The organism is Leucogemmata humicola, from assembly GCF_055379415.1.
In genome coordinates, this window is record NZ_AP040875.1 from 2,885,207 (window position 1) to 2,911,561 (window position 26,355).

At 62.8% G+C, this 26,355-nt stretch carries 21 protein-coding genes; 20 read left to right on the forward strand and 1 reads right to left on the reverse strand.

The window, feature by feature from the left end; translation table 11 throughout:
- The first annotated feature begins 56 nt into the window (after positions 1-56).
- The 9 genes from AC6H4Z_RS11960 to AC6H4Z_RS12000 all read left to right on the forward strand — a co-directional run bounded on the left by AC6H4Z_RS11960 (position 57) and on the right by AC6H4Z_RS12000 (position 11,319).
- Positions 57-1,169: a hypothetical protein gene (locus AC6H4Z_RS11960; protein ID WP_497546984.1), complete on the forward strand. Its 1,113-nt coding sequence runs from the start codon at positions 57-59 to the stop codon at positions 1,167-1,169.
- A 71-nt stretch (positions 1,170-1,240) separates the two neighbouring features.
- Complete coding sequence (gene hutH, locus AC6H4Z_RS11965) at positions 1,241-2,764, forward strand: histidine ammonia-lyase (protein WP_497546985.1); 1,524 nt, start codon at positions 1,241-1,243, stop codon at positions 2,762-2,764.
- On the forward strand, positions 2,761-4,479 hold the full coding sequence (gene hutU / locus AC6H4Z_RS11970; protein WP_497546986.1) for a urocanate hydratase: 1,719 nt from the start codon (positions 2,761-2,763) through the stop codon (positions 4,477-4,479). Before hutH ends, hutU begins: the two co-directional genes overlap by 4 nt.
- Before the next feature lie 39 nt (positions 4,480-4,518).
- Positions 4,519-5,490, forward strand: a complete 972-nt coding sequence (locus AC6H4Z_RS11975) for a radical SAM protein (RefSeq protein WP_497546987.1) — start codon at positions 4,519-4,521, stop codon at positions 5,488-5,490.
- A complete protein-coding gene (gene hutI / locus AC6H4Z_RS11980; RefSeq protein WP_497546988.1) occupies positions 5,487-6,770 on the forward strand; it encodes an imidazolonepropionase in 1,284 nt (427 codons plus the stop codon). Before AC6H4Z_RS11975 ends, hutI begins: the two co-directional genes overlap by 4 nt.
- A gap of 63 nt (positions 6,771-6,833) precedes the next feature.
- Positions 6,834-9,761, forward strand: a complete 2,928-nt coding sequence (locus AC6H4Z_RS11985; RefSeq protein ID WP_497546989.1) for a tetratricopeptide repeat protein — start codon at positions 6,834-6,836, stop codon at positions 9,759-9,761.
- A complete protein-coding gene (locus AC6H4Z_RS11990) occupies positions 9,758-10,765 on the forward strand; it encodes a polyprenyl synthetase family protein (RefSeq protein ID WP_497546990.1) in 1,008 nt (335 codons plus the stop codon). Before AC6H4Z_RS11985 ends, AC6H4Z_RS11990 begins: the two co-directional genes overlap by 4 nt.
- A complete protein-coding gene (locus AC6H4Z_RS11995; RefSeq protein ID WP_497546991.1) occupies positions 10,766-11,044 on the forward strand; it encodes a DUF4321 domain-containing protein in 279 nt (92 codons plus the stop codon).
- An 8-nt stretch (positions 11,045-11,052) separates the two neighbouring features.
- Entirely contained in the window at positions 11,053-11,319 is a 267-nt protein-coding gene (locus tag AC6H4Z_RS12000) for a Sec-independent protein translocase subunit TatA/TatB (protein ID WP_497546992.1), read from the forward strand.
- Positions 11,320-11,418: 99 nt separating this feature from the next.
- Here AC6H4Z_RS12000 and AC6H4Z_RS12005 read toward each other — a convergent pair whose 3' ends face one another.
- A complete protein-coding gene (locus tag AC6H4Z_RS12005; protein ID WP_497546993.1) occupies positions 11,419-13,251 on the reverse strand; it encodes a peptidylprolyl isomerase in 1,833 nt (610 codons plus the stop codon).
- 209 nt (positions 13,252-13,460) lie between these two features.
- On the opposite strand from AC6H4Z_RS12005, the gene AC6H4Z_RS12010 reads away from it, so the two are divergent.
- From AC6H4Z_RS12010 to recA, 11 genes are all read left to right on the forward strand, one after another.
- Positions 13,461-16,193 carry a tetratricopeptide repeat protein gene (locus AC6H4Z_RS12010; protein WP_497546994.1) on the forward strand — a complete coding sequence of 911 codons (2,733 nt, stop codon included), beginning with the start codon at positions 13,461-13,463 and terminating at the stop codon, positions 16,191-16,193.
- Complete coding sequence (aroQ, locus tag AC6H4Z_RS12015; RefSeq protein ID WP_497542209.1) at positions 16,190-16,630, forward strand: type II 3-dehydroquinate dehydratase; 441 nt, start codon at positions 16,190-16,192, stop codon at positions 16,628-16,630. Before AC6H4Z_RS12010 ends, aroQ begins: the two co-directional genes overlap by 4 nt.
- Positions 16,623-17,711, forward strand: coding sequence for a M24 family metallopeptidase (locus AC6H4Z_RS12020; protein WP_497542210.1), 1,089 nt, complete (start codon positions 16,623-16,625; stop codon positions 17,709-17,711). The genes aroQ and AC6H4Z_RS12020 overlap by 8 nt, the downstream gene beginning before the upstream one ends.
- 38 nt (positions 17,712-17,749) lie before the next feature.
- Positions 17,750-18,253, forward strand: a complete 504-nt coding sequence (accB, locus tag AC6H4Z_RS12025) for an acetyl-CoA carboxylase biotin carboxyl carrier protein (protein WP_497542211.1) — start codon at positions 17,750-17,752, stop codon at positions 18,251-18,253.
- Positions 18,246-19,442, forward strand: a complete 1,197-nt coding sequence (locus AC6H4Z_RS12030; protein ID WP_497542212.1) for a type IV pilus twitching motility protein PilT — start codon at positions 18,246-18,248, stop codon at positions 19,440-19,442. Before accB ends, AC6H4Z_RS12030 begins: the two co-directional genes overlap by 8 nt.
- Before the next feature lie 56 nt (positions 19,443-19,498).
- Complete coding sequence (gene accC, locus AC6H4Z_RS12035) at positions 19,499-20,854, forward strand: acetyl-CoA carboxylase biotin carboxylase subunit (RefSeq protein ID WP_497542213.1); 1,356 nt, start codon at positions 19,499-19,501, stop codon at positions 20,852-20,854.
- Positions 20,855-21,601, forward strand: a complete 747-nt coding sequence (locus tag AC6H4Z_RS12040) for a 2-phosphosulfolactate phosphatase (protein WP_497542214.1) — start codon at positions 20,855-20,857, stop codon at positions 21,599-21,601.
- A gap of 4 nt (positions 21,602-21,605) precedes the next feature.
- Entirely contained in the window at positions 21,606-23,975 is a 2,370-nt protein-coding gene (locus tag AC6H4Z_RS12045; protein ID WP_497542215.1) for an FtsK/SpoIIIE family DNA translocase, read from the forward strand.
- Positions 23,959-24,723: a DUF3108 domain-containing protein gene (locus tag AC6H4Z_RS12050; protein ID WP_497542216.1), complete on the forward strand. Its 765-nt coding sequence runs from the start codon at positions 23,959-23,961 to the stop codon at positions 24,721-24,723. The genes AC6H4Z_RS12045 and AC6H4Z_RS12050 overlap by 17 nt, the downstream gene beginning before the upstream one ends.
- Positions 24,724-24,815: 92 nt before the next feature.
- Positions 24,816-25,190 carry a YraN family protein gene (locus tag AC6H4Z_RS12055; protein WP_497542217.1) on the forward strand — a complete coding sequence of 125 codons (375 nt, stop codon included), beginning with the start codon at positions 24,816-24,818 and terminating at the stop codon, positions 25,188-25,190.
- A gap of 112 nt (positions 25,191-25,302) precedes the next feature.
- Positions 25,303-26,346: a recombinase RecA gene (gene recA, locus AC6H4Z_RS12060; RefSeq protein ID WP_497542218.1), complete on the forward strand. Its 1,044-nt coding sequence runs from the start codon at positions 25,303-25,305 to the stop codon at positions 26,344-26,346.
- Positions 26,347-26,355: the final 9 nt, after the last annotated feature.

A 26,355-nucleotide genomic window follows, 5' to 3' on the forward strand; every position in this document is an offset into this window, starting at 1 on the left:
GGCTGGGTGCGCGGAATGCGTTAAGCGCGTGCGCATCCCCACCCAGGAGCGCACCAATGAGATTGTCTCGTCAGTTGCTGGTCCTTGCAATGCCGCTGTCGCTCGTCGCGTGTGAACAGCTCACCGGTCTTACGGTGAGCGCCGACGCGCCCGCAAATTTGACCTACCAGCTTGTCCCGAGCGGCGATCCGGCCAATCCGCTCGGCGTCCTGCTCAGCTGGGACGTGCCCGCTACGGGACGGGCGAATTCATTCAATGTCTACGGCCGCACGTCAGCCGGAAGCGCGTGGGAGCTCCGCGCAACAACGACATCGCCAACGTTCCACGATGCCGGCGTTCCGGAGGCGCAGTACTACGTCGCGACGCGCGACGCGCAGGGTGATGAGCTCGCGCAATCGTCGATCGTCACCATCGACCTTGTTTCTTCGCGGCTGCCTGCGCCGCTCGGCCTCTCGTCGATATCGCTCAACGGCGCGGTGCAGCTTGCGTGGCGAGGCAATGCTGTTGACGCAGCGCATGGCACGTTCGACTACTACCGTGTCTATTCGACGGCATACGATGGAACGCGCGGCGTGTGCACGGCCACGTGGGTTGTCGAAGGATCTACGGTGACGGACGCGTTCTACGCCGGCAATCTCGCGAACGGCGCATCACGTTGCTTCGCCGTGACGGCAATCAGTCGGGACGGACACGAGAGCGAGTGGAGCGAATCGCGCCTCGATACGCCGCGGGCTGACGCGCGAAATGCCTTCGTCTATTCCACGACTGCGCGGCGCGACAGCTCGGGTTTTCTCTTTGTGGAAGATGCCACAAAGAAGTTGGGTGTCGTTGGCTCGTCGGCGCGCACCGATCTCGACTTTGTCATCGAGCGCCACCAGGACGGATCGTTGTGGTTCACACCGGCGCGCGCCGGTGTCACCATGGCGCTCTACTCGACGCAACCCATCGGCGACCTCACGTCGATCGATCGCGCGCCGTCCACGGGCTTTGGTAGCGTCACGATCGAGGCCGTGCCCGGGTTCGCCTATGTCTTCCGGATCGTTAGGCCAGACGGGGTGCATTTCGCCGGGGTCCGGGTGGCATTCCGGACGTCGGAGTACGTGGTGTTCGACTGGTCGTACCAGACGGCTCCAGGCAACGCCGAGTTGAACCGCGGTCCTCGCGCGTGAGAGGGGAAAATCGTGCGGAACGTGACCAGGCAATCCCTTGAATTGTGGGGAGGCCTGGTCGAAGTTCCGCCATGCACAACGAAGTAGTTCTCGACGGTAATTCGCTGACGCTGGACGAGGTCGTAGCGGTTGCTCGCGACCGAACGCCGGTCACACTCGCCGAAACGGCTGGCCGACGCGCAGGCGTGACTCGCGGGATCGTCCAGCGGCTCGTCGACCAGAACGCGGCGGTCTACGGCGTGACGACGGGCTTCGGTAAGCTTTCCGACATCGCCATTCCGCGCGAGCGTCTCGCCGAACTGCAGGTCAATCTGGTGCGCAGCCACGCCGCGGGCGTCGGCGACCTCCTGCCGGAACGCGAAGTTCGGGCGATGATGCTCCTGCGGGCAAACGTCATCACGAAAGGCCACTCGGGCGCTCGGCTCGATCTGGCCCAGCTACTCGTGTCGATGCTGAACGCCGGGTTGTATCCGCCAGTTCCGGAGCAGGGCAGCGTCGGCGCCAGCGGCGACCTTGCTCCGCTCGCGCATCTCGCGCTGTCGCTGATCGGCGAGGGAACGCTTACGCGCGGCGCTGAATCGGGCGCGGCAACGGAGATGCTTCGCAGAGCCGGCCTTGCCCCGATCGAACTGGGCCCCAAGGAGGGGCTAACGCTGATCAACGGGACGCAGGCGCACACGGCGATCGCGTCGTTGGCGCTCGAGGACGCACATCAGCTTTGGCGCGCCGCACACGTCGCCGGCGCGATGTCGCTCGAGGCGTTGCTTGGAACCCCGGTCGCGTTTGATCCGCGTATTCAGGACGTGCGCGGCCAACTCGGCCAGGCGGCGTCGGCGGCGTATCTCCGTGAACTGCTCGCCGACAGCGAGATCCGCGAGTCGCACCGCGAAAACGATCCTCGCGTGCAAGACGCGTATGCGCTCCGCTGCATGCCGCAGGTGCACGGTCCGGTGCTCGACGCGATGGACTTTGCGGCAAGTATCATTGGTCGCGAGCTCAACGCAGCGACGGACAATCCGCTCGTGTTCGAGACAGGCGATCTCCTGAGCGGCGGGAATTTCCATGGCCAGTCTGTAGCGATGGTGCTCGACTTCCTCGCCATTGCGATGACGAACCTGGCCACGATTTCCGAGCGGCGCATCGACCGGCTCGTGCATCCCGATCTCAATCAGGGCCTGCCGCCGTTTCTTTCGCGCGATGCAGGTGTCAACTCGGGCTTCATGATGGCGCAGGTGACGGCGGCGTCGCTGGCGAGCGAGTGCAAAGTGCTGTCGCACCCAGCGAGCGTCGATACGATCCCGACGGACGGCAGCAAGGAAGACGTCGTGCCAATGGCTATGGCCGCCGCGTGGAAGCTGCGGCGCGTCGTGCGCAACGTGCGCTACGTCTTGGCAATCGAGTTGATGTGCGGCGCGCAGGGAATCGATTATCGCGCACCGCTCAAACCGGGGCGCGGGGTGGCTCGCGCACACGCCGGCGTGCGAAAGCTCGTCGCGCCGCTGGAGCGAGACCGCGTGCTGTCGGGCGATATCGAACGTCTCGCAGCCGCGATTCAACATGATGAGTTGTCTTTTTCGCCGATGAGTACTTCATGAGCACTTCGACATTGACGGACCTACCAGAGTCGGACACGCACGGTCCGCGCGTGGTTCGCGCGCCGCGTGGCTCGACGCTGTCGTGCAAAGGCTGGCAGCAGGAAGCGGCGCTGCGAATGTTGATGAACAATCTCGACCCCGATGTCGCCGAGCGCCCCGATGATCTGGTGGTGTATGGCGGAACGGGCAAGGCCGCGCGCAACTGGGAAGCGTTCGATGCAATCGTCGCATCGTTGCGGCGACTCGAGAACGACGAGACTTTGCTCATTCAGAGCGGAAAGCCGGTTGGCGTGTTTCGCACGCACGAATCTGCGCCGCGTGTGTTGCTCGCAAACAGCAACCTCGTTGGCCGCTGGGCGAACTGGGATTACTTCCGCGAGCTCGAGCGCGCCGGTCTGATCATGTACGGTCAGATGACGGCGGGTTCGTGGATCTACATCGGGTCGCAGGGAATCTTGCAGGGGACGTACGAGACGTTCGGTGCCGTTGCTCGCACGCACTTCGGCGGAACCCTCGCTGGACGTTTCGTTCTCACCGCCGGACTCGGCGGCATGGGCGGCGCACAGCCGTTGGCCGCGACGATGAATGGCGCGGCGATCCTTGGCATCGATGTCGACGAGTCGCGCATCGACAAGCGACTCGAGACCGGCTACTGCGATCGCAAGACACACAGCCTCGACGAAGCGCTCGCGTGGATTCGACAGGCGACGGTGAAGGGGGCCGCTCTGTCAGTGGGACTCGTTGGCAATGTCGCCGATATCATGCCGGAATTGGTGCGCCGTCGTGTCACGCCCGATGTACTCACCGATCAGACGAGCGCGCACGACACGCTCAACGGGTACATCCCCGCAGGCCTCTCGCTCGACGCGGCGCGGGCGCTGCGGGCGAGCGATCCCAAAGAGTACATTCGCCGCGCCAACGCATCGATCGTATCGCACGTCGAAGCCATGCTTACGATGCAGCATCGTGGTGCTGTCACCTTCGACTACGGCAACAACATCCGAACTGTCGCCCTCGACAATGGCGTGAGCGCCGCGTTCGATATTCGCGGCTTCGTGCCCGAATACGTCCGTCCGCTTTTCTGCGAGGGCAAGGGTCCATTCCGCTGGGTTGCTCTCTCTGGCGATCCCAAAGACCTCGCGCGAACCGACCAACTGATCCTCGAGCTGTTTCCACACGATGCGCACCTGCATCGTTGGATCACGATGGCTCGTGAGCGTATTCATTTCCAAGGCTTGCCTGCGCGCATCTGCTGGCTCGGTCAGGGCGAGCGCGCCCGCTTCGGTGTCGCCCTGAACGACCTCGTCGCGAGCGGAGAGCTGTCCGCGCCGATCGTGATTGGTCGCGACCATCTCGACACCGGCAGCGTTGCGTCGCCTTTCCGAGAAACGGAAGCGATGAAGGACGGAAGCGATGCGATTGCTGATTGGCCGATTCTGAATGCGCTGTTGAATACGGCGAGTGGCGCGTCGTGGGTCTCATTCCACCACGGCGGCGGCGTCGGTATTGGCAATTCGTTGCACGCGGGCCAGGTGATCGTGGCCGACGGCACACCGGAAATGCGTGTTCGTCTCCAGCGCGTTCTCACCAACGACCCCGGCATCGGCGTCGCTCGGCACGTCGACGCCGGTTACGACAGTGCGATTCGCACAGCAGAAGAGCAGGGAATTCAGATTCCGATGAGACAGGATTCAGGGTCGAAGGTCGACGGTTGAGGGACGTATGTCGCGGGACAAACCCTAAACTCTGATCTTTTGCTCTCCTCGCGCTTCAAGCCCTGGCACGTCGCGCTCTTTCTCGGAAAGTACGCGTGGCTGACGGCGCGTCGTCGACCTGTGCTCGTCCACTTCGAAGTGACGCTACGGTGTAACGCCCGTTGCGGCTTCTGCGACTACTGGAAGACGGACTCTGAACAGCGCGCAACGGAGCTCAAGAGCTACGCCGACGCCGCGCGGTTCTTCAATCCAATGCTCGTCACCTTCACCGGTGGCGAGCCGACGCTGCGTCGCGACCTCGAGGATCTGGTCGCCGAGGTCGATCACGCGATCAGTCTCAAGTACGTCACGCTCATTACGCACGGCGCTATGCTCACGCCGGAGCGCGCGCTATCACTCTGGGACGCCGGGATCAATCAGTTCAACATCTCGCTCGACTATCTCGACGAGCGTCACGATGCGGCCCGCGGAATTCCTGGTCTGTCGGCGAAGATCCTCGCGGCGATTCCCGAAATGCGCGCGCGCGGAATCGACAACATTCGGTTCAACACCGTCATCAAGAACGACAACCTCGATCAAATCCTCCCGTTGGCGCGATATGCCGAGTCGGTTGGAGTTGGCGTGAACTTCAGCGTGTACACCGACGCGAAGAACGGAAATCGCGACTATCTCGTCGACGATCGAACGTTCGCCGAACTCGACGGAGTGGTCAGTGAGTTGCTGGCGTTCAAGAAGCGTCGCCGCGGCATCATCACGAATTCGGACTACTATCTCGAGCAGATTCCGCGGTACGTACGAGGAGAATTGCGCGAACCCTGTCAGTCGGGAATTCGAACCATTCACATCGATCCGACTGGGCACGTGAAGCGATGCCCCGATTTCCCCACGGATTTTCACTGGCGTGAGTTCAAACAATACGAACCTGTGAACTGTAATGCGTGCTATTACGCATGCCGGGGAGAGGCGCAGGCTCCGCTCCGGCTCTCGCGCGTCCGGGACGTGATGGCATGACCATGTCGCCGACGCCGCTCCTGTTCGTCAATGCGTCGCAGGTCGTGACCTGTGCCGGCCCGGCACGCGCGCGACGAGGCTCCGAGATGAGCGATGCCGGAATTCGCACCGGCGTCGCGGTTGCCGTCGAGGACGGGAAGATCGTTGCGATCGACACCGCACAGTCGTTGGCCGAACGGTTTCCCGCGGCGACCGAGATCGACTGCGGGCAGCGTGTGTTGATGCCTGGCCTCGTCGACTCGCACACGCACGGCGTGTTTGGTCGTCCGCGGTACGAAGAGCAGGAGATGCGCGCCGCCGGTCTCGATTACATGGAGATCGCTCGGCGCGGAGGTGGCATTCATTCGTCGGTGCGCGATCTTCGCACGCGCTCGGAAGACGCGCTGTTCGAGCTCGCGCACGCTCGACTGCGCCGCCTCGCGGCGTTCGGCACGACTACCGTCGAAGTGAAGTCGGGCTACGGACTGTCACTCGACGACGAACTCAAGACGTTGCGCGTGATCTCGCGGCTCGGCGCTGCGCTGCCAATGCGCATCGTCCCCACCTTCCTCGGCGCCCACGAAATTCCGCTCGAGCATCGCGAGTCGGCGGCGTCGCGTGAGGCGTACGTGCGACTCGTCATTCACGAGATGATTCCTGCGGTCGCCGCTGGGAAGCTGGCGCGCTTCGCCGACGTGTTCTGCGAAACGGGCGTATACAGCGTCCAGGAAAGCCGGGCGATTCTCACCGCGGCTCGCGATGCTGGCTTGCTGATCAAGCTGCACGCCGACGAACTCACGTCGTGCGGCGGGGCGGAGTTGGCGGCGTCGCTCGGGGCTACCTCCGCCGATCACCTGGCGGCCATTTCGGACGACGGAATCGCTGCCCTGGGGCAGGGATCGACCGTGGCCACGCTTCTCCCAGGGACCATGCTCTTTCTCGGGAAGAGCAAGCAGGCCCCCGCCCGCCGGCTCGTGGATGCCGGCGTCCCAATCGCCCTGGCAACCGACTTCAATCCGGGCACATCGCCCACGCCCAACCTGCCCCTGATCCTCGCTTTGGGAGTCAGTCAGTTGCGTCTGAGCGTCGCTGAGGTCTTGATAGGAGCCACGGTGAACGGAGCGGCTGCGTTGGCCCTGTCCGATAGCGTCGGACAGATCGCCCCGGGCTTTTCCGCGGACCTGGCTCTGTTCGACATTCGTGACGTTCGGGAGCTGCCATACTGGTACGGTGACAACAGATGTGTAGCGACCTACGTGCGAGGCAAAGCTTGTCACACGAGTGACTTAGCGATAACTTAACCCTCCCTCTTTTCCTGGTTCGGCCCAGCCGTCGCGGGTTCGATCGGACCATATCAGGCGCTGATGTCCAACGTCGCAAAGCTGAAAAAGCAGGCCGCCGAACTCGAGCTCAAGAAGCAATTCGACAAGGCGTTGGCCATCTACATAAAGCTCCTCGATTCGTTCGATCAGAACGCGAGCGAGCTGGATGTGGCGCTTTTCAACCGCGTTGGGGATCTGCTCCTCCGCCAGGGAAACGTCGCCGACGCCGTCGATTACTACGAACAGGCCGTCGACCGGTACGGAGAAACAGGGTTCTTTAACAACGCTATCGCGTTGTGTAACAAGATCTTACGGCATTCCCCCGGCCGGGCGAGCGTGTATTACAAGCTCGGGAAGATCAGCGCGCAGAAGGGGTTCAAGAACGACGCGAAGGTCAATTTCCTCGAGTACGCCGACCGAATGCAGAAGGCCGGCAAGGTCGACGAAGCCTTCCGTGCGCTGAAAGAGTTCGCGGACCTTTGTCCGGACCAGGACGAAATCCGTCTCATGCTCGCCGAGCAGCTCACCAAGGCCGATCGGAAGGGCGAGGCCATCGAGCAGCTCCAGACGCTCCACGAGCGGTACGACTCCGAAGGGCGCACCTCCGAGGCGACAGCGACGGCCGCCCGAATGCGCTCCATTGATCCATCGGTCGAGCCACGGTCATCGGGCGGCGGCCGGCGCAAGACGACCTCCGGCGATCTGATTTTCATCGATCTGGACACGCCGTCTGGGAGCGGCTCGTACGCGCGACAGATCACGCCTCCCGCGCCGGTGGGTCGCGCGCCAGAGGCCGCGGTACAGTTGGAGTCTGCGCTCGATCCCACGCTCGAGATCGAGCCTGAGATCGAAGATGTGATTGGCGAATCGGTTGTTGAGATTCCTCTCATCAGCGCCGACATCGACATCGGTACGCCCATGTCGACTCCCGTCATCGACGATCCGCTCAGCGACGTGATGAGTGCCGACGAGTCGCTGGGCGTGATGAAGTCGACGCCGACGTCGTCGCTGTTCATCATCGAGCCGACGGTGGACGAGGAGCCGGCCGAAGCGGAGCAGGAGGACGCGCCGGTTGAAGTGCCGTTGGCGTTGCTCTCGCTCGATGAGCCGCTTCGCGCTCCGACGCCGCTTGCGACTGCGATCGTTGACGAACCGATCGTCGAGCCGACGCCGCTGTCGTCTGAAGTGGTCGAAGACGAGCTCACGGTCCCACCGACACCGGTGTCGTCGGCGTTTATCGAAGAGTCGTTCGCAGTGCCACTGCAGCCGACGCCGATGTCGACCGACATCGTCGAAGAGTCGTTGCCAAGTCTCACGCCGATGTCCACGGACGTCGTCGAAACGACTTTCGCATCGCTCACGCCGATGTCCTCCGACATCGTGACCGAGGAGCCGGAGTTCGTCGATCTCATCGAGCTATCGAGCGCGGAGGCGACGATCGATGAGGATTCTGTAGTCGACGACTCGCTTGCCTTCGACGAGGATCTCGAGTTCGTCATGCCGGGCGACGAGCCCGTGGCCGAAGCCGAGGCGCCGTCCATCGACTTCGATCTATCGTCGCTGACAACTCCGCCGATTCAAACGACGCCGCCGGGACGCACGGCGACGCCAGTGCGCCCAACGCCGAACACCACGCGCGTCGCGCTCGACGGCCTACCGCTGATGGACCTCGAACTGCCTGAGCTCACGCCGCGGTCGACTCCGAGCGTTCCGAAGCCGCGCGAGGGCCTGCCGATGACCGCCGACCTCGAGCTGATCGAGGATCCGGCGCTCGGCATGATGTCGGATCTGATGGATCGCGTAGAGGCCGAGTCGCTCGACAACGAATCGACCGTCGACCTGAACACCGAGAGCCTCACGTTCGAGGAGGAAGACGCGACGGTTCCCACGCCGTCGGTTGCTCGCCGTTCGACGATGGTGGCAGAGCGCTCCGTCGAGATCCTGCACGCGTCCGTGGATGGAGATCCCGATAACTGGTCGCTGCGACGCGAACTCGCGGAAGCGATGCTCGAGGCAGGCCACCGCGATGACGGACTCGCGGAACTCGAAGTCGCGATGAACGGAGCCGAGCGTTTCGGTGATCTCGACCTCGCGTCGTCGTTGGCTGAAGAGATTGCGCGACTCGAACCCGATGTCGTGCGGCACCATCAGAAGCGCGTCGAATACGCCTTCCGCACGAACGACCGTGCGCGGCTCATCGAGGCATACGTCTCACTCGCCGACGCGCTCCTCGCGTCGGATCAGGCAGACAAGGCGCGCACCGTGTATCAGCGCGTGCTCGATCTCGCCCCGGACGATGTTCGCGCTCGTGGTGGGCTCGACTCGCTGTCCACGTCGGAACCAGAGCCGCTTCCCGAGCCGTCAGACAGTCGTTCGTCGACGCAGCGACGCTCGTCGATCAACGCTGCGCCCGCGGAATCGAAGCCAGCGGGTGCGTCGAGTGACAGCTTCGTCAACCTCGGCGATTGGTTGCGTGGCGATGCGGTGCCGAGGGACACGCGCATGGTGGTGGACGAGCAGGAGCCGACTGGCGATGAAGAGGCCGATTTCGCCGACATGCTGCGTAAATTCAAGCAGGGTGTTGCCGAAAACGTCGACCCCGAGGACTATCAGAGCCATTATGATCTCGCAATCGCGTTCAAGGAGATGGGTCTCCTTGACGAAGCCATTGCCGAGTTCCAGAAGGCACTGGGAAGTCCGACCAACCGCCTGCCAACGTACGAGGCGCTCGGTCAGTGTTTCCTCGAGAAGTCGCAGTACAAGCTTGCATCGTCGATTCTTTCACGCGCGCTGAACGAGCGCGCGCCCGAGGAGCAGTTGGTGGGAGTGCTGTATCTCCTCGGCCGCTCTGCTGAAGCACAAGGACTCGCCACCGACGCCGTGACCTACTATCAACGCGTGTTTGTTCTCGACATTCAGTTCCGCGACACTGCCGACCGTTTGAGCGAATTGGAACGGGTCGCCCAATGAGCGGTGTTGCCGCACGCACCCGTAGTCCCGCGACGAACGCGTTGCGCGAGATCCAGGCTCCGGTTCACGACGGGCTCGAAGCAGTCGTCGTCGAGATGCAGCGCATCGTCACGGACGATCTGCCGCTGATCCGCGAGGTGAGCGGTCATCTGCTGCAGATGCGCGGAAAGATGTTTCGGCCGACGCTGGCGCTGCTGTGCAGCCGCGCTGCGGATCGCTCGGAGTCGAGGGTTGTCACGCTCGCCGCGGTCGTCGAACTCATGCATCTCGCGACGCTCGTGCACGACGACTCCGTCGACCATTCGGTGTTGCGCCGCGGTCTTCCGACAGTGAACTCGCTGTTCAGCCACCAGATCTCTGTGATCATGGGAGATTTCCTCTACTCCCGTGCCCTCACTGCGCTCGTGCGTATGAACGACCTCGAGATCATGCGCATCGTGACGGACGTGGCAAACGAGCTCACGATTGGCGAGATGCGCCAATTGGCGGCCGTTGATACGCTCGAGTTCACGGAAGAGGACTACTGCCACCTGATCCGCGCCAAGACTGCATCGCTCATTTCTGGCGCCTGTGAGAGTGGTGCACTCTGTGGTGCGCCTGAATTCCGGCAGCCGCTGCGCGACTTCGGCGATCGCCTGGGCATGGCGTTCCAGATCGCCGACGACATTCTCGATTATACTGGGAACGAGTCGGTAACCGGAAAGCCAGGCGGTCTGGATCTCCGAGAACACAAGGTGACGCTGCCGCTGATTGCCGCGCTGCCCCATGTTACACCCGCAGCACGCAGTCGAATCGACCAGCTTTTTGCTGCGGAAAACCCCGAAGACGAGGCTATTGCCGAGGTCATCGGGATCGTGTCGGAAGCTGGTGGAATCGACTACGCGCGTCGGCGCGGCGAACAGTTCGCCCACGACGCAGAGCAGGCGCTCCACGTCCTCCCAGAGTCTCCTGTCCGGTCGGCGCTGACGGACGCGATCGCTTACGTCATGGATCGACGGTCATAAATGGCAATTCGCGGATCATCCAAGCACCGACCGGGGTTTCACGCTCTGGTCCTGGCCATCGGGTTTGTGGTCGGAGCCGTCATTCAACAGGCGGCCCGCATCCTCTTTCCCGCAGGCGCGGCCAAACAGTTTCTCACGGCCGGCGTCACACCTTCGATCGGGCCATTGCCGGTCGATCTGGGGCTCGTCAAGTTTTCTTTCGGGATAGCACTCGACGTATCTTTGCTTAGTCTTGTAGGCGTGCTCGTCGCATACCTCATCGCCCGTTCGCTCTTCTAGGAGTCGTTATGAATTTCGGCAATCTCGGGTTCACCGAACTGTTGATGATCCTGGTCATCGTGCTGGTGCTTTTTGGCGCCCGGCGCGTACCTGAGATCGGAGCATCCATCGGGAAGGGCATTCGCGAGTTCAAGAAGAACATCAGCGACGTCGATCGCGAAGTTCGCGAGCCGCTTCGCGATTCGCGCTCGTCCGACCGCCTCGGCGCCGGCGATCCGTCGGTCAACACCGCGCACGAAGAGGCAGTTCGCCCCGAGCCGAAGCGCCTGATCTAACGCTGCACATCGCGCGAACCACGAGGACGGGCAAACGAAAAGGGCGGACCAATTGGTCCGCCCTTCGTCGTTTCTAGGAGCCGTGCCCAGCGACTGCGCTCAGGTCTGAGCGCGTCGCGTGGCTGCCTGAATGTCCTTGCGGCGATCGTCGACCTTGGCGGCCTTCCGAATGTCCTGCAAGAACATCTGGATGCGCTGCTGGCGGAGCTGCTGCATGCGCATCGCCTTCTGTGCGGGCTTCTGCTTGACCCACTCCGCGCTGTCAGCGAGCACGCGTTTGTCGAGGCGAAGGACGTACACGCCATCCTCCGACTTCACCGGCTGGCTTACCGCGCCAACTGGAAGCGCGAACGCAGCACCGATGGGCTCGGTGAACTGGCCGAGTCCCGGAACGAGAGACGAGCGCGTGAACATCGGCGTCGTCTCGACCTTCTTATTCGCCTGCTGAGCTGCCGACTCGAGCGTGCTACCCGCTGCAGCGGTCGCAAGCTTCTGCGCCTCTGGAACGAGCTTCTCGATGGCGCGCTGAAGCGCGACGCGCGTCCGAATCTCTTCCTTCACGTTGTCGAACTTCGGTTCGCCGCCGCCGTGCAACGAGTCGAGGCGAGCCAAGTAGTAGCCGTTCTCGTCGTCGTACAGGTCGCTGGTCTCGCCAACCTTGGCACCGCCGAATGCCCAGGCACTCACGCTCGGAATGACGCGACCGGCCAGCACCGCAGGCTGATCTTCGAATGCCTGCACGTGCATTGTCGGCAGGCCGAAACGGCGAGCAACCGTGTCGAGCTTGGCGCCCTGATCGCTGTTCGCGGCTCTACGCGACAGCGTATCCGCTTCCGCGTCAACGCGAGCGGTCGTGGAATCAGCCGCGCGAATCGGAATCAGGATGTGGCGGAGCGAGAGCGTGTCACCCTTGTGCTCGTCGACGCGAATGATGTGGAAGCCGAATGGCGTAAGCAGCGGCTGCGAGAGCTCGCCAACCTTGAGCGCATACGCGGCTTTCTCGAACTCCGGCACGAAGCGGTTCTTACCGCCCTTGCCGAGGTCGCCGCCCTGCTGGCCGGAGACGCTGTCCGCCGACTCACGCTTGGCGACGTCTTCGAACTTGGCGCCCTTCACGATCTCTTCACGAATCGCCGCGGCCTTGGCGCGCGCTGCCGCCGTGTCTGCCGCCGTGATCGTCTTCGGGATCATGACCACCGTGAGGCTCGCCCGAGCAGTGCCCTGGAAATCGGCCTTGTGCTGGTCGAAGTACGCGCGGAGGTCGCTGTCGGAAATCGCCTTCGCCGCCGCTGAATCCGGCGTGGGAAGGAACGAAACGTAGCTCGCCTGCGCGCTGTCGTGCTGATCGCGCCACGCGCGCCACAGTTCGGCATCCGTGACGTATGTGCCCGACGAGATCTGATCGAAGAGCTTCTCGCGGGGGATCTCGCTGCGGTAGTAGTTCTCGAGCTGCACCAGCAAACCGCTCTGACGCGCCTGAGCGCTGCCAAGGTAGCGCTGATACTTCTCGGGATCGAAGCGGCCGTTCGTCTGCAGTTCCGGCGCGCTGGTGATCCACTGGGGCGGGGCATACCGCGCGAATTCGCGGACTTCATCGTCGCTCACGACGATACCGCGCTTCCGGTACTGATCCTGGAGCAGCAGCTCAGCGACCATCTGATCGAAGACGCCGTTCTCGATCCGCCGGTTGTCATCCTGTGACAGCGAGCGTCCCGGATCGCGCTGCTGCGCGGTCTGGACCTCGTTCTGGACTCGGGCGATGTAAACGTTGTAGGGGATCTCGTGCCCGTTGACGACCGCCACCGCCGTTGAAGCGGTGACTGGGGTACGGCCCATGAGGCCCGACGTTTCGTACAGGAGGAAGCCACCGACGAAAACAAGGGCGACGATCACCCAAATGTATTTCGCCAAGCCGCGCATCTGTTGCAGCACGGGATGAAACTCCGTAGCGCTGGAGGGGACGGAAAAAGACCGGGGAAATCCGATCGAGCGAAGCTTGTAATGTTAGATGCCAACGCGGGCTAAAATCAAGTGAGGATGTGACTTCTGATTGACGGTCTCCGTCCAACTCATGTATTATCCGCTTTCAACCCGGTCCGGGGCTTAGGCTCAGGCTCGTGACTCTGCATCGAGGGCATTCAATGGCCAGTTCGGCTCGAATCGACGAGCTCCGTAAGAAGTTCGACGAGAACCCGCGGCGCTATTTCGCGCCCCTTGCCAACGAGTATCGAAAGGCGGGCGATCTCGAACAGGCCATCTTCATTTGCCAGGAGTATCTGCCGCAGCAGCCGGGGCACATGAGCGGCCACATCGTCTATGGCCAGGCGCTGTTCGAGCAGGCCCGCTTTGACGAGGCCCGTGCCGTTTTCGAGACCGCACTGTCGCTCGACCCAGAAAACCTGATCGCCCTTCGCCACCTCGGCGACATCGCGCGGCAGAGTGGCGATCTCCGGGGCGCGAGATCCTGGTATCAACGCGTGCTGGAAGCCGATCCGCGCAACGAAGAAATCGCGCAGATCATGCTCACCGTGTTGACCACGCCGCACGAGTCGCAGCCCGCGATCGCAAGCGGAGGAACCCCGTTGGGTACCGACGTCGTTCCAGGAATCGAGAGCGGCTTTCAGTCGACGGCGATTTCGGGGAGCGAATCTGCGTTTCCAGTGGAGAGATCGGACGACGGCTCGGGTTTAGCCGTGGGTCCGGAGCTCAGCCAGCTCGCCGAGCGTCAGCCAGAGCCGGAGCCCGAGATTCGCCGTTCACGCGAAGCGATTCCCGACGACGAACTCCTCGACCTGAACGACTTCAGCGTTGGCGACGTGCCCCTGTCGTCGCTCGTATCGGCGCCGGTCGAAACGCCCGCGCAAGAGCCGGCGAACATCGAAGGGTTCGTTGAAACTGCGCCGGTGTTCGACGCCGTCACTGAGACGTTCGAAGCGGAGTCCTTCCGCTCGGAAACGGCTCAGCCGGACAGCGTCGCGTCTGAGAGTATTCATATCGAGCGCAGCGGCGACGAGACGCCATTCGAGGCCGACCCATACGCCATCGCCTCTGTTGCGGCGCCTGAGTCGCCTGAGAGCGACGAGCCGCCGCCGCTTCCGCCCGAAGCATTTGCTACCGACATCGCACTGGGCCTTCCGGATGACGGAACGACGCCGAGCCTGTCGGAGCCGCACGATACGTTGGCGATTGATGGACTCGAGTCGTTTAGCGATCCCGCGTTCGGCTTTAGCGCCGAGCTAGCAACGGATACGCCGGCTGGCGTCGAGCCGTTCTATGCGGAGACCGAGTCGCCGCTGTCGAGCCAGGACTTTGAGTCGTCGTTCGCGCCGCCTGCAGAAGCTCCGGCTCCGGTCGAGTCGGTGTGGACGCCTGCTGTCGATATTCCCGCGGAACAACACGAGGAGTTTGTCGCCGCGAGCTTCGCCGAATCGATCACCGAACCCGAACTGCACGAGGAGTTCGTTGCTGCAAGCTTCGCCGAGCCGACTGTAGAGTCAGAACCGATTGTCGAGCCGGAACCAATCGTCGAGGCAGTGCTCTTCAGTGAGCCGCTCACCGAATCGTTCAGTGAAGCGAGCGATGCCGTCGAGGAAGCCGAACCCGAGGCGTTCGTCACCGAGACGATGGCCGAGTTGTATCTGCAGCAGGGTCATCTCGAAGCTGCGTTAGACATCTATCAAAAGCTCCTCGAGCAGCGCCCGGGTGACGAGCAGTTGCGTGATCGCATGCTCGCCGTTGCTGACGCGATCGAGGGTGCTTCCGCAGTCGGTGCTACAGAGGAAGCCGCCGTCGAAGCCGGTCCGACGATTCGCGAATTCCTCTCCGGACTTCTGCAGCCGCGTGCGTATCAGTCGTTCGCGGGCGAGCGCACGCCGACTCCGATGTCGACGGCGACGATCGATGCTCCTGCCTTCGATTCGCCGGATTTCGATCAACCAATCTTTGATCAGACATCGGGTTCAGCGTTCGAGGAACCGGTGTTCGACACGTCGGCGTATGGCGACGCACCGTCTTTTGGTGAGACGCCGGAGTTCGACACGTCGGCGTACGGCGACGCGCCATCCTTTGGTGGGACGCCGGAGTTCGACACGCCGAGCTATGAAGCGTCGACGTACGATTTGCCAGCGTTTGGAACGCCCGCACGGAGCGCCACACCTGCATTCGGCGGAACGCCCGCCTACGGTGTGGATTCGTCCGATGCAACGCTAGCGGAATCCGACGTCGCCGATCACGCGGTGACCGACGGTCCGACGTTCGAAGAGTCGCCATACGACGCCACGACGCTCGAGATCGATCTTAGCGGCCCGGAATTTCAGTCACTCGGCGCCTCCGCAGCGCCGACGGATTCTCACGGGAGCATCGACGAGCAGTTCGGCGCCGATGTGAATGATTGGCAACAGACCGACGCCGCGTTCGAGCCCGAGGCCGAGCCGATGGTCGTCGAACGCGAAGCTGCCACGGAGGCTGCTGAGGCAGCGTCTGCGGTCGGTCGTCCGACTCCGTCGTCGTCAGAGACAATCACCGGATCGATCGACGCGCTGTTCTCTGGCGCAGACGCATCCGTTGGCGATGCCACCGCGGCGAGTACGCTCGCGCAGGCATTCGCGTCGGAAATACCTGATGCGCCGCCGCTTCAGGGAATGCCGGCACATCGCGCCGCCGACGAGCTATCGCTGGATCATGTGTTCAAGTCGAATCCGGCACCCCGGCCCGAAGCCGAAGGTGAAGCGTTCTCGTTCGACCAGTTCTTCGCGGACGATATGACCGAAGCGGCACCCAAGGCGGGAACGGATCCGATGTCGTCCGGCGCGCAGGGCGGCACCGATGACATCGCGCAATTCAATAACTGGCTCAACGGGCTGAAGAAGTCGTGAAGATCGCCGTCATCAACGGCCCGAACCTGAATTTGTTGGGAACTCGCGAGCCAGCCCTGTACGGCCGCGAGTCGCTTGCCGACATTGAGCGATCGCTGCGAAGCGTGGCGAAAGAGCTCAGCGTGGAATTGGAGTTCGCACAATTCAACGGCGAGGGGCAACTCATTGATGCAATTCATGCATTGCGTGGCAAGGCGGCCGGCGTTGTGATCAACGCGGGCGCATACACGCATACGAGCCTGGCGATTCGCGATGCACTCACGGCGGTCGAGCTGCCGTTCGTCGAGGTGCATCTCACGAACGTCTATGCGCGCGAACCGGAACGTCGGCATTCGATGCTCGCACCGGCGGCGGTCGGCGTCGTAGTAGGCCTTGGGGCGTACGGATACGAGCTCGCTCTTCGCGGTCTGACGCGCAAGCTCGCACCCAGTGCTTGATCCGCGTCGTCGCCGTCTGTCGGCGCTCGCCGACGGCCTTACGGCCGCCCATATCGATGGGCTGCTCGTTACGAGTCTGCCCAACATCCGGTATCTGACGGGCTTCTCTGGTTCGAGCGCGCTGCTCTTTGTGAATGGGCGCGACGCGGTGCTGATCACCGACTTCCGCTACCAGACGCAGGTTGGCGACGAGGTGGGCGACCTTGCGCGCATTTCTATTGAGCCACAGAGTCTGTGGACTGGTCTGTGGCAGCAGCTGGCGGCGCTGTCGCACCTAGAGGTGATCGGTTTCGAGTCGGGCCATTTGCTACACCGGGACTTTCAGCGTTTGCTCGAGGCGGGCGCACGCTGGCAGTGGCGCCCGACAACTGATCTCGTCGAGGTTCTACGGGAGCGAAAGGATCCCGGCGAGCTAGCGTTGATCGAAGTGGCGAACGGTATTGCGACGCGCGCACTCGCGCGCACGCTTCCCGAAGTGCGCGTCGGCATGACGGAGCTTCAGGTAGCTGGAGTGCTCGAGAAGGCGCTGCGTGACGAGGGAAGCGAAGGCTTTCCGTTTCCATCGATCATCGCTTCGGGGCCGCGCTCGGCGCTACCGCACGCGCGGTCATCGAGTCGTGTAATCGAGTCGGGTGATTTCCTTCTTCTCGACTATGGGGCTGAGACGCAGGGCTATTGCTCGGACGTGACGCGAACGGTGGTGGTTGGGCGGGCGTCGGCAGAGCAGCGGGAGGTCTATGAAGTCGTTCGAGTGGCTAACGAAAGCGCGGCACGTCGCGTTCGCGCCGGAATGACCGGACGGGATGCCGACGCCATCGCTCGCGACTACATTGAGCAGCGCGGGTACGGCGACTTGTTCGGTCACAGCCTTGGCCACGGTCTCGGACTCGAGGTGCACGAGGCGCCGCGGCTGGCACGAACGGCCGAAGGCGTGTTGGCCGAAGGCGCAGTGGTGACGATCGAGCCGGGAATCTATCGGCCAGGGTGGGGCGGCGTTCGTATTGAGGACGACGTTTTTCTGGGGCCGCAGGGTGCAAAGATCCTCACGAGCTTCACGCGTGAGCTGATCGAGCTCGGATAACACGGGAACGAAGGTCCGGCGCGACTTATCAGAGGCCTATGATCGATTTACGCTATGTGAAAAAACTGATCGAGATCATCGACGAATCCACCGTCGACTCGATCGAAATTACGTCGGACAAGGGGATGAAGATTCGCATCTCCAAGAGTCCGCAGCAGCGCGGCGCCATGCAGGTCGCGACGCCTGTGCAAATGCCAGCCATCGTCCCGGCACCTGTCGGACGGCTGTCGCCGCCGCAGGGCATTCCGGTGGTGACCGACGACGGCGTCCCGGCTGCACCGGAGCCGCCGAAATCGACTGGCCTCGAGGTCAAGTCGCCGATGGTCGGCACCTACTACAAATCGGCCGAACCGGGTGGCAAGGCGTACGTCGCCGTGGGCGATCGCGTGTCGAAGGGTCAGATCCTCTGCATCATCGAGGCGATGAAAATCATGAATGAGATCGAGTCGGAATACTCGGGCGTCATTCGCGAGGTTCTCGTGCAGGACGCACAGCCGGTCGAATACGGCCAGGTGCTGTTCAAGATCGATCCGAATGGCTAATCCGTCGCAGGCCGCCGGTGAACCGGCGAGCCCCGCTCCCGCGGCTCCGGCCGCGGCGGCACCAGCGGCGGGTATCAATTTCAAGCAGGTCCTTCAGGAGATGATCCGTCGCAACGGCTCGGATCTTCACCTGAAGGTCGGTCGTCCGCCCACAGTTCGAACGGACGGCGAGCTCGATCCGCTCGATCACGCACCACTTCGTCCTGAAGATCTTCGTGCCCTGGCCGAGCAATTGATGACGCCGCGGCAGGTGAAGCAGTTCGCCGACGAAAAGGAATGCGACTTCGCCATCGGCGTGCCTGGCGTCGGCCGTTTCCGCGTGAACGTCTACCAGCAACGCGGATCACTGTGCTACGCCATGCGCGCCATTCCGTATCAGGCGCGCACGATCGACGAGCTGAATCTGCCGTCGGTGCTCGAAGAGATTTCGATGAAGCCGCGCGGCCTCGTCCTCGTGACGGGCGTGACTGGCTCCGGCAAGTCGACGGCGCTTGCGGCGATGATTCAGCACGTCAATGAGAACCGCCGGGCGAACGTCATCACGATCGAAGATCCGATCGAGTTCTTGCACCGCGACATCAACTGTCACATCAACCAGCGCGAAGTCGGCACCGATACGGCAACGTTCGGTCAGGCTCTTCGCCGCGTGCTGCGACAGGATCCCGACGTCATTCTCATCGGTGAAATTCGAGATCTCGAAACGCTGGATACGGCGCTCAAGGCGGCCGATACCGGCCACCTCGTGTTCTCGACGCTCCATACCATGGATGCCACGCAGACGATCAACCGCGTGCTGTCCTTCTATCCGCCGCACCAGCAGGCCGAAGTCCGGTTCTCGCTGGCCAGCGCGCTGCAGGCCGTCGTTTCGCTGCGCCTCGTGCCGCGCTCCGACAAGGCGGGCCGAATTCCGGCCTGCGAAGTCCTGATCAACACGGCCGCGGTCCGCGACAACATCCGCGACATGGAAAAGATGCTGAACATTCCCGACCTCATCAAAGAGGGCGCCGTGCAGTACGGAATGCAGAGCTTCGACCAGTCGCTCATGCAGCACTATTCACGCGGCGTCATTTCGTATGAAAGCGCCGTGTTCTACGCTACCAGTCCGGCCGAATTCGCCCTCCGCGTTCAGGGCGTTGCGGGAACGAGCGACACGTCGTGGTCGGGCTTCGAGGAATCAAAGAATGAATAGGTACGGCAGGGTCGAGGGTCGAGGGCCCTCCACCCTCGACCCTCAACCCTGTTTCCGTGTTTAATAAAGTTCTAATCGCGAATCGCGGCGAGATTGCGCTTCGCGTCATTCGCGCCTGCCGCGAGCTCGGAGTGCAGACGGTCGCCGTGTATTCGGAGGCGGACCGCGAGTCGCTGCACGTTCGCTTCGCCGACGACGACGTCTGCATCGGTCCCGCGCCGGCACGCGAGTCGTATCTCAACATTCCGCGGCTCATTGCCGCGGCCGAGATCACCGGCGCCGACGCGATTCACCCGGGCTACGGATTTCTCGCCGAGAACGCCGAATTCGCCGACATCTGTGTTGCGTCCAAGATCGCATTCATCGGACCCACCGGTGATCAGATCCGCGTAATGGGCGACAAGGCGGCAGCCCGTAAGGCCATGACCGCCGTGGGCGTTCCGATCGTGCCTGGTACTCCGGGGCCCGTCGAGGACGTCGAGGAAGCATTGGAGTTTGCCAAGCAGATTGGCTTTCCCGTCATCATCAAAGCCGCGGCAGGCGGCGGCGGGAAGGGCATGCGCGTCGCGCGCGACGCCGACGATTTTGCGCGCTCGTTCCAACTCGCGCGCTCGGAAGCGCTGTCGGCGTTCGGTAACGGCGACGTCTATGTCGAGAAGTACCTCGCTCGTCCACGCCACATCGAATTCCAGATCCTCGGCGACAAGTTCGGCAACGTCATCCACCTTGGCGAACGCGATTGCTCGGTGCAGCGACGGCACCAGAAGCTGATCGAGGAAGCGCCGAGTCCGGCCATGACGCCCGATCTGCGTTTGCGCATGGGGCGGGATGCGGTGGCCGGCGCGAAGGCGATCGACTACGTGGGTGCGGGCACGATCGAAATGCTGCTCGATGAAGACGGTTCGTACTTCTTCATGGAGATGAACACCCGCATTCAGGTTGAGCATCCGGTAACGGAAATGCTCACGGGTGTGGATCTCGTGAAAGAGCAGATCCGCGTTGCATCGGGCGAGAAACTGAGCGTGACCGAGCTTCCGCCGCTGCGCGGGCACGTCATCGAGTGTCGTGTCAACGCCGAAGATCCGTCGCGCAACTTTCAGCCGTCGCCCGGCAAGATCCTGGCGTTTCATCCGCCCGGCGGCCCTGGTGTTCGCTTGGATACGCACGTGTACGATGGGTACACGGTGCCGCCGTATTACGACTCGCTGCTCGCCAAGCTCATCTGCCAGGGTAAGGATCGGGCCGAGGCGATTGCGCGCATGCACGTGGCGCTCGATGGTTTCATCATCGAAGGTGTTACGACGACGATTCCGTTTCTCGCCCGCGTGATGCACAATCCCCGATTCATGGCCGGCGAAGTCGACACGAAGTTTCTCGAACGCGAAACCGAGCTCTTTCGGGAGCCAGCCTAGGTGCGAGTCGATGTCGTGTTTGGCGGGACGTCGCTCGCTCCGGGCGACGTCGCCGGTCGTGTCGTTGCCGTCATCGACGTCCTACGCGCGTCGACGTCGATTGCTGTCGCCATGGAGAATGGCGCCAGGGCGATCGTGCCGCTCGAAAGCTCGGACGAAGTCATCACGCGAGCCAAAGCATTCGAGCGTAGCGACGTGCTACTCGCCGGCGAACGGAAGATGCTCGCCATTCCCGGCTTCGACCTGGGCAACTCGCCGCGGCAGTTCACGCGGGATGTGGTCGAAGGCAAGACGGTGCTGATGACGACGACGAACGGTACGCCCGCTATTGCGAACACTCAGGGCGCGCGTGACGTGGTCATTGCGTCGTATGTCAACTACACGGCCGTTCTGACGATGCTGCGCACTGCACTGCGAGGCGGCGCCGACATCACGTTGGTGTGCGCGGGGCGCGATCGGCAGTTTTCACTCGAAGACGCGGGCTGCGCTGGGCGGTTCGTGTTCAACGTGTCGAAGGGCGCCGGGGACATGGCGCTCAACGATGCGGCGCAGGCTTGCGCGCTGATCGATCAGAAGTATGGCGATCAGATCGTTCGCCTGTTCGACGCGTCGGAGCATGGCAGGGCATTGCGCGACGCAGGCTTCGCCGAAGACCTCGATGTCTGTGCAGCGGTAGATTCCGCGCCGGTCATTCCGTTATATCAGGATCGACAGATTACCAAGCTCGGACCCGATCGAGAGCGGTAGCCTCGTGAGCAGTTCCTCCCTCAAGCGCGAGATCCAGGGAATCGCGCTGTTGCTGTTTGCCGTCTTCCTCGCCGGAGCGTTCATTGCGCTGGCGATTGCGCAGCTGCGCTCCGGCCGCGCGGGAGACGCCAGCCTGCAGGCCAGCGTTGGCGTCGTCGGGACCTATCTCGCGAGCCCCCTCGTGTCGTTCTTCGGATGGCCGGCCGCCATCCTGATTCCGCTCGTTCCCGCGGTTCACGCGCTGCGCTTGTTTGGACGGCTCGCGTCGGACACGGATCGGTCGTGGATGATCTTTTTCGCCGGCATGGTCATCCTGCTGCCGATTGCGCTCGCGCTTGCGCTCCCGGCGCCCACGCCTGGGCTTCCGAGCCTCGGCGCGGGAATGTGGGGCGAGATCGTCGCCGGCTGGTGGAAGAGCTGGTTCGGCGCGTTCGGCGCGTGGATAGTGGTGGCACTCGCGGCGTCCGTCCTCATGGCGGCGACGCTGGCCTGGAATCCGATTCGCGCGCTCATCGGACATACGGCGCCGATCGTCGCGGTCGTTCCGGACGTTGGAGCTGCTTCGACCGAAAAGCTGCCCAAGCGTCGAAAGAAGCGCGGCGCCGAAAACGAGTCAGACGGCGACATCGCGCTACTGCTCGAGCCTCCGCCGGAAGAGATGCCGGCCATCGATCCCACGCTGGCGTCGGACGCAGATGGCGATGTCGCGCCCGATGGTTCGAAGAAACGGAAGAAAAAGTCGAAATCCGAGAGTTCAGCCGATCACGAAGCCGAGATCGTCGCGGCGATCGAAGCGACGGAGCACTCGGATGTTGGCGGAGAAGAGCTGCCACCGACCGACCTGCTCGCGCCCATCCCGCCGCACAATCACGATGCGAGCAAGCGGGAGCTCGACGCCATGGGCCAAAAGCTCATGGATGCGCTGCGCACCTTTCGCGTCGACGGCGAGTTGGTGGGCCGGACCCAGGGTCCCGTGGTCACGCAGTATGAGATTGAACCGGCACCTGGCGTAAAAGTTCGTCAGTTCGCGAATCTCTCGAACGACCTCGCGCTGGCGATGCGCGCGGCATCCATCCGTGTCGTGGCGCCGATTCCGGGTCGCGGAGCGGTTGGCGTCGAAGTGCCGAACCCGATCTCGGAAACGGTTTCGTTTAGAGAACTCGTAGAGTCGCGCGACTTTCAGTCCGCGCGCGCTGCGCTGCCCATCGTACTCGGCAAGGATCTCGAGGGTAAGCCGGTCATCGCTGATCTGGCCAAGATGCCGCACTTGCTTATTGCCGGCGCGACGGGATCGGGCAAGTCGGTGTGCGTGAACACCATCATCACGAGCCTCGCGTACCGGCACACGCCGCGCACGCTGCGCTTCCTGATGGTCGATCCGAAGATGGTCGAGCTTTCGGTGTACAACACGCTTCCGCATCTGCGCCACAAAGTCATCACCGACAATCGCGACGCCGCGTCGGTGTTGAAGTGGGCCGTGATGGAGATGCAGGAGCGCTACGAGCTGCTCGCGGCGAACGGCTGCCGAAATATTCAGGATTTCAACAAGCGCGTGCAGGATGCCGTTCCGCTCAAGCTTCCGAAGAATCCGAACGTTGCGTTCGAGAATACGGAGTACAAGGACGGCATCCTCCCGTACATCGTGGTCGTGATCGACGAAATGGCCGACCTCATGATGACGGTTCAGGGCGAGGTCGAGACACCGATTGCCATGCTTGCGCAGAAAGCGCGTGCGATCGGCATCCACCTCATTCTCGCGACGCAGCGTCCGAGCGTGAACGTCATCACGGGTCTGATCAAGGCGAATTTCCCGAGCCGAATCGCGTTTCGCGTCGCGTCGCAGATCGATAGTCGTACGATCATCGACGGGTCGGGTGCCGAAATGCTGCTGGGTAACGGCGACATGCTCTTCATTCCGCCGGGGAAGTCGGAACCATCGCGTCTTCAGGGTGCCTATCTGTCGAGCGAGGAAACCGAACGCCTCATGCAGTGGTATCAAGACAAGCGGGCTGCAAAGCGCGCGGCCTTCGCGGCTCAGGGGCTCATGCTCGACGAGTTCTCCGACGCCGAGCCGGATATCCTCGAGGCGGTGCGCGCCAAGGAAGCGACTGAGGCGGGCCACGGTGACGGTGAAGCCGCCGACGCCAGCGACCGCGACAAACTGTTCCGCGAGGCGGCAGAAGTGGTTGTGCAGAATCAGCAGGGTTCAACTTCGCTCTTGCAGCGCCGTCTCAAGGTTGGTTATGGTCGGGCTGCGCGCATCATCGATCAACTCCATGCCGCCGGCGTGCTCGGCCCGCCGGACGGCTCCAAGCCCCGCGACGTGTTGGTGGGACTCGACCAGCTTGACCACATCTGTGGCCCTCGTTCGTAACGCCCTGGTCCTCGCGCTGGCGTGCCTTGGCGCGCGCGTCGCGTCGGCGCAAACGGCAACCGTCGTTGACTCGATGCAGCCGCGGCGGCTGCGCGTCGACGGCGGACGTCTCACGCCCACGCAGCTCGTCTATCAGACAACGCTCGAACGCGACTCCGGCACCGCAATGCTCGGCTATCGAACCGTGTCGCTCTCGGCGACGACGTATGCCGGTGTTCCTGCGTGGCTCATGGTCGAGACGCGTTTCGGCGACGGCATTCCCGCGGCGGATTCCCTGTACGCCACGTTCAGCGCGTTGAGTCCGCTGCACTGGAGCGCGTCGCAGGGAAGCGCACGTTTGGCGACGGAATTCCGTGGCGACACGACGTTCGGTGGGACGAGCGCACCGCCGGGGCGTCGATCGATTGTCTCTGCGCTACCGCCGGGAACGATCGTGAGTGGAGCGATGCTGGAGACCGTGCTCCGCGTGCTTCCGCTCGCGGTGACATGGGAAGACTCCGCAACCGTGATGTCCGTGTCGATAAGCTCCAACTCGACACTGCCGGCTCGCCTCGCAGTGATTGGCGAGGATCGCGTGCGAGTTCCCGCGGGCACGTTCGATTGCTGGGTCGTTTCGGTTCGCGCGGATCCGGCTCGCGGGATGTACTGGGTAACGAAGCGCGATCCCATGGTTGTGCGCTCGGCGATCGACGTGCCGGGTTTAGGAACTGCTCAACTCGTCAGCGCGCTGACCAGGATTGGGCGGTAGGGTTTAAGTCGTCGCCGCGGTCGTGCAGCGAAATGGTCCTGCGCACCGCCGATTGATGACAGAGGCTTCCGGCCTCGACCCTAGGTTGGCCCATGTCAGCGGCCAGGCAGCAGTTTGGAGAACTAGGGGAGCGTATCGCGGAGCGCTGGCTTCGGAGGCAGGGGTGGCGCGTGGTTCAGCGCCGGTTCCGAAGCGGCCACCGCGACATCGATCTGGTTGTGGAGCGAGAGGGAACGGTGGCTTTCGTCGAGGTCAAGGCCAGGCGGGGACGTGAGTTCGGAGATCCTTGCGAAGCGGTCAACTGGAGCAAGCAGAAGCAGTTAGCACGCTCCGCTTCGGTTTGGATCGAGCGCCATGGCCGCCCTGCCGAGTGCTACCGGTTCGACGTGGTCGGAGTACTCGTCGAGGGGGACCGTGTGCGGGTTCGACACGTTCCCAACGCCTTCTCTCTTTCACATTCAGCTTGAATCCGAGACCCGCCTTTCGTATTTTATTCGGGTATCGAATCGACCGCTTTCCCGGTACGATTACGCTGCACGGCCAGAGCGGACCACGACTAACCGAGAGGACGAGCGAGACATGGCTGTGTCGACTCTGCAGGACGACAAGAAGAAGGCGCTGAATCTGGCCATTGCCCAGATCGAAAAGAACTGCGGTAAGGGTTCGATCATGCGGCTGGGTGCGGATCAGAAAGTACGAGTCGAGTCCATCTCGACGGGGGCGATCAACCTCGATGCAGCGATTGGCGTGGGTGGCATTCCTCGCGGTCGAATCACCGAGATTTATGGACCGGAGTCGAGCGGTAAGACCACGCTCTGTTTGCATGTGGTCGCGAACGCGCAGCGGAATGGCGGGGTCGCGGCCTACATCGATGCAGAGCACGCGCTCGATACGGACTATGCAAGAAAGCTTGGAGTCGACGTCGAAGCGATGTTGATCTCCCAGCCTGATACGGGTGAGCAGGCGCTCGAGATCTGCGAAATTCTGGTTCGCTCGGGTGCGGTAGACGTCGTAGTGATCGATTCGGTGGCGGCCCTGGTTCCCAAGGCCGAAATCGAAGGTGACATGGGTGACTCGCACATGGGCCTGCAAGCTCGGCTCATGAGTCAGGCGCTCAGAAAGTTGACGGGCGGCATCGCACGGTCAAAGACCGCCGTGGTGTTCATCAATCAGCTGCGTGAAAAGATCGGCGTCATGTTCGGTAACCCGGAAACGACGACTGGTGGTAAGGCACTCAAGTTCTACGCGTCGCTGCGGCTCGACATCCGCCGCATTGGCCCGGTGAAGGACAAGGAAGACGTGGTCGGTTCGCACGTCCGCGTGAAAGTGGTCAAGAACAAGGTCGCCGCACCGTTCAAGCAGGCCGAGTTCGACATTATGTACGCGGAAGGCATTAGCCACGCGAGCTTGGTGTTGGACATCGCATCGGAAGCGGGGATCATCGACAAGTCTGGCGCGTGGTACAGCTACAACGGTCAGAAGATCGGGCAGGGTCGTGAGAACGCGAAGTTGTATCTCAAGGACAGCCCGGCGCTCATGGCCGAAGTCGAAGAAAAGGTGAAGACGCTGCTTGGTGTTGGCCCACGTGAAGTGATCGGCGACAACGAGGTCACGGAAGAGTAGGCCAGAGAA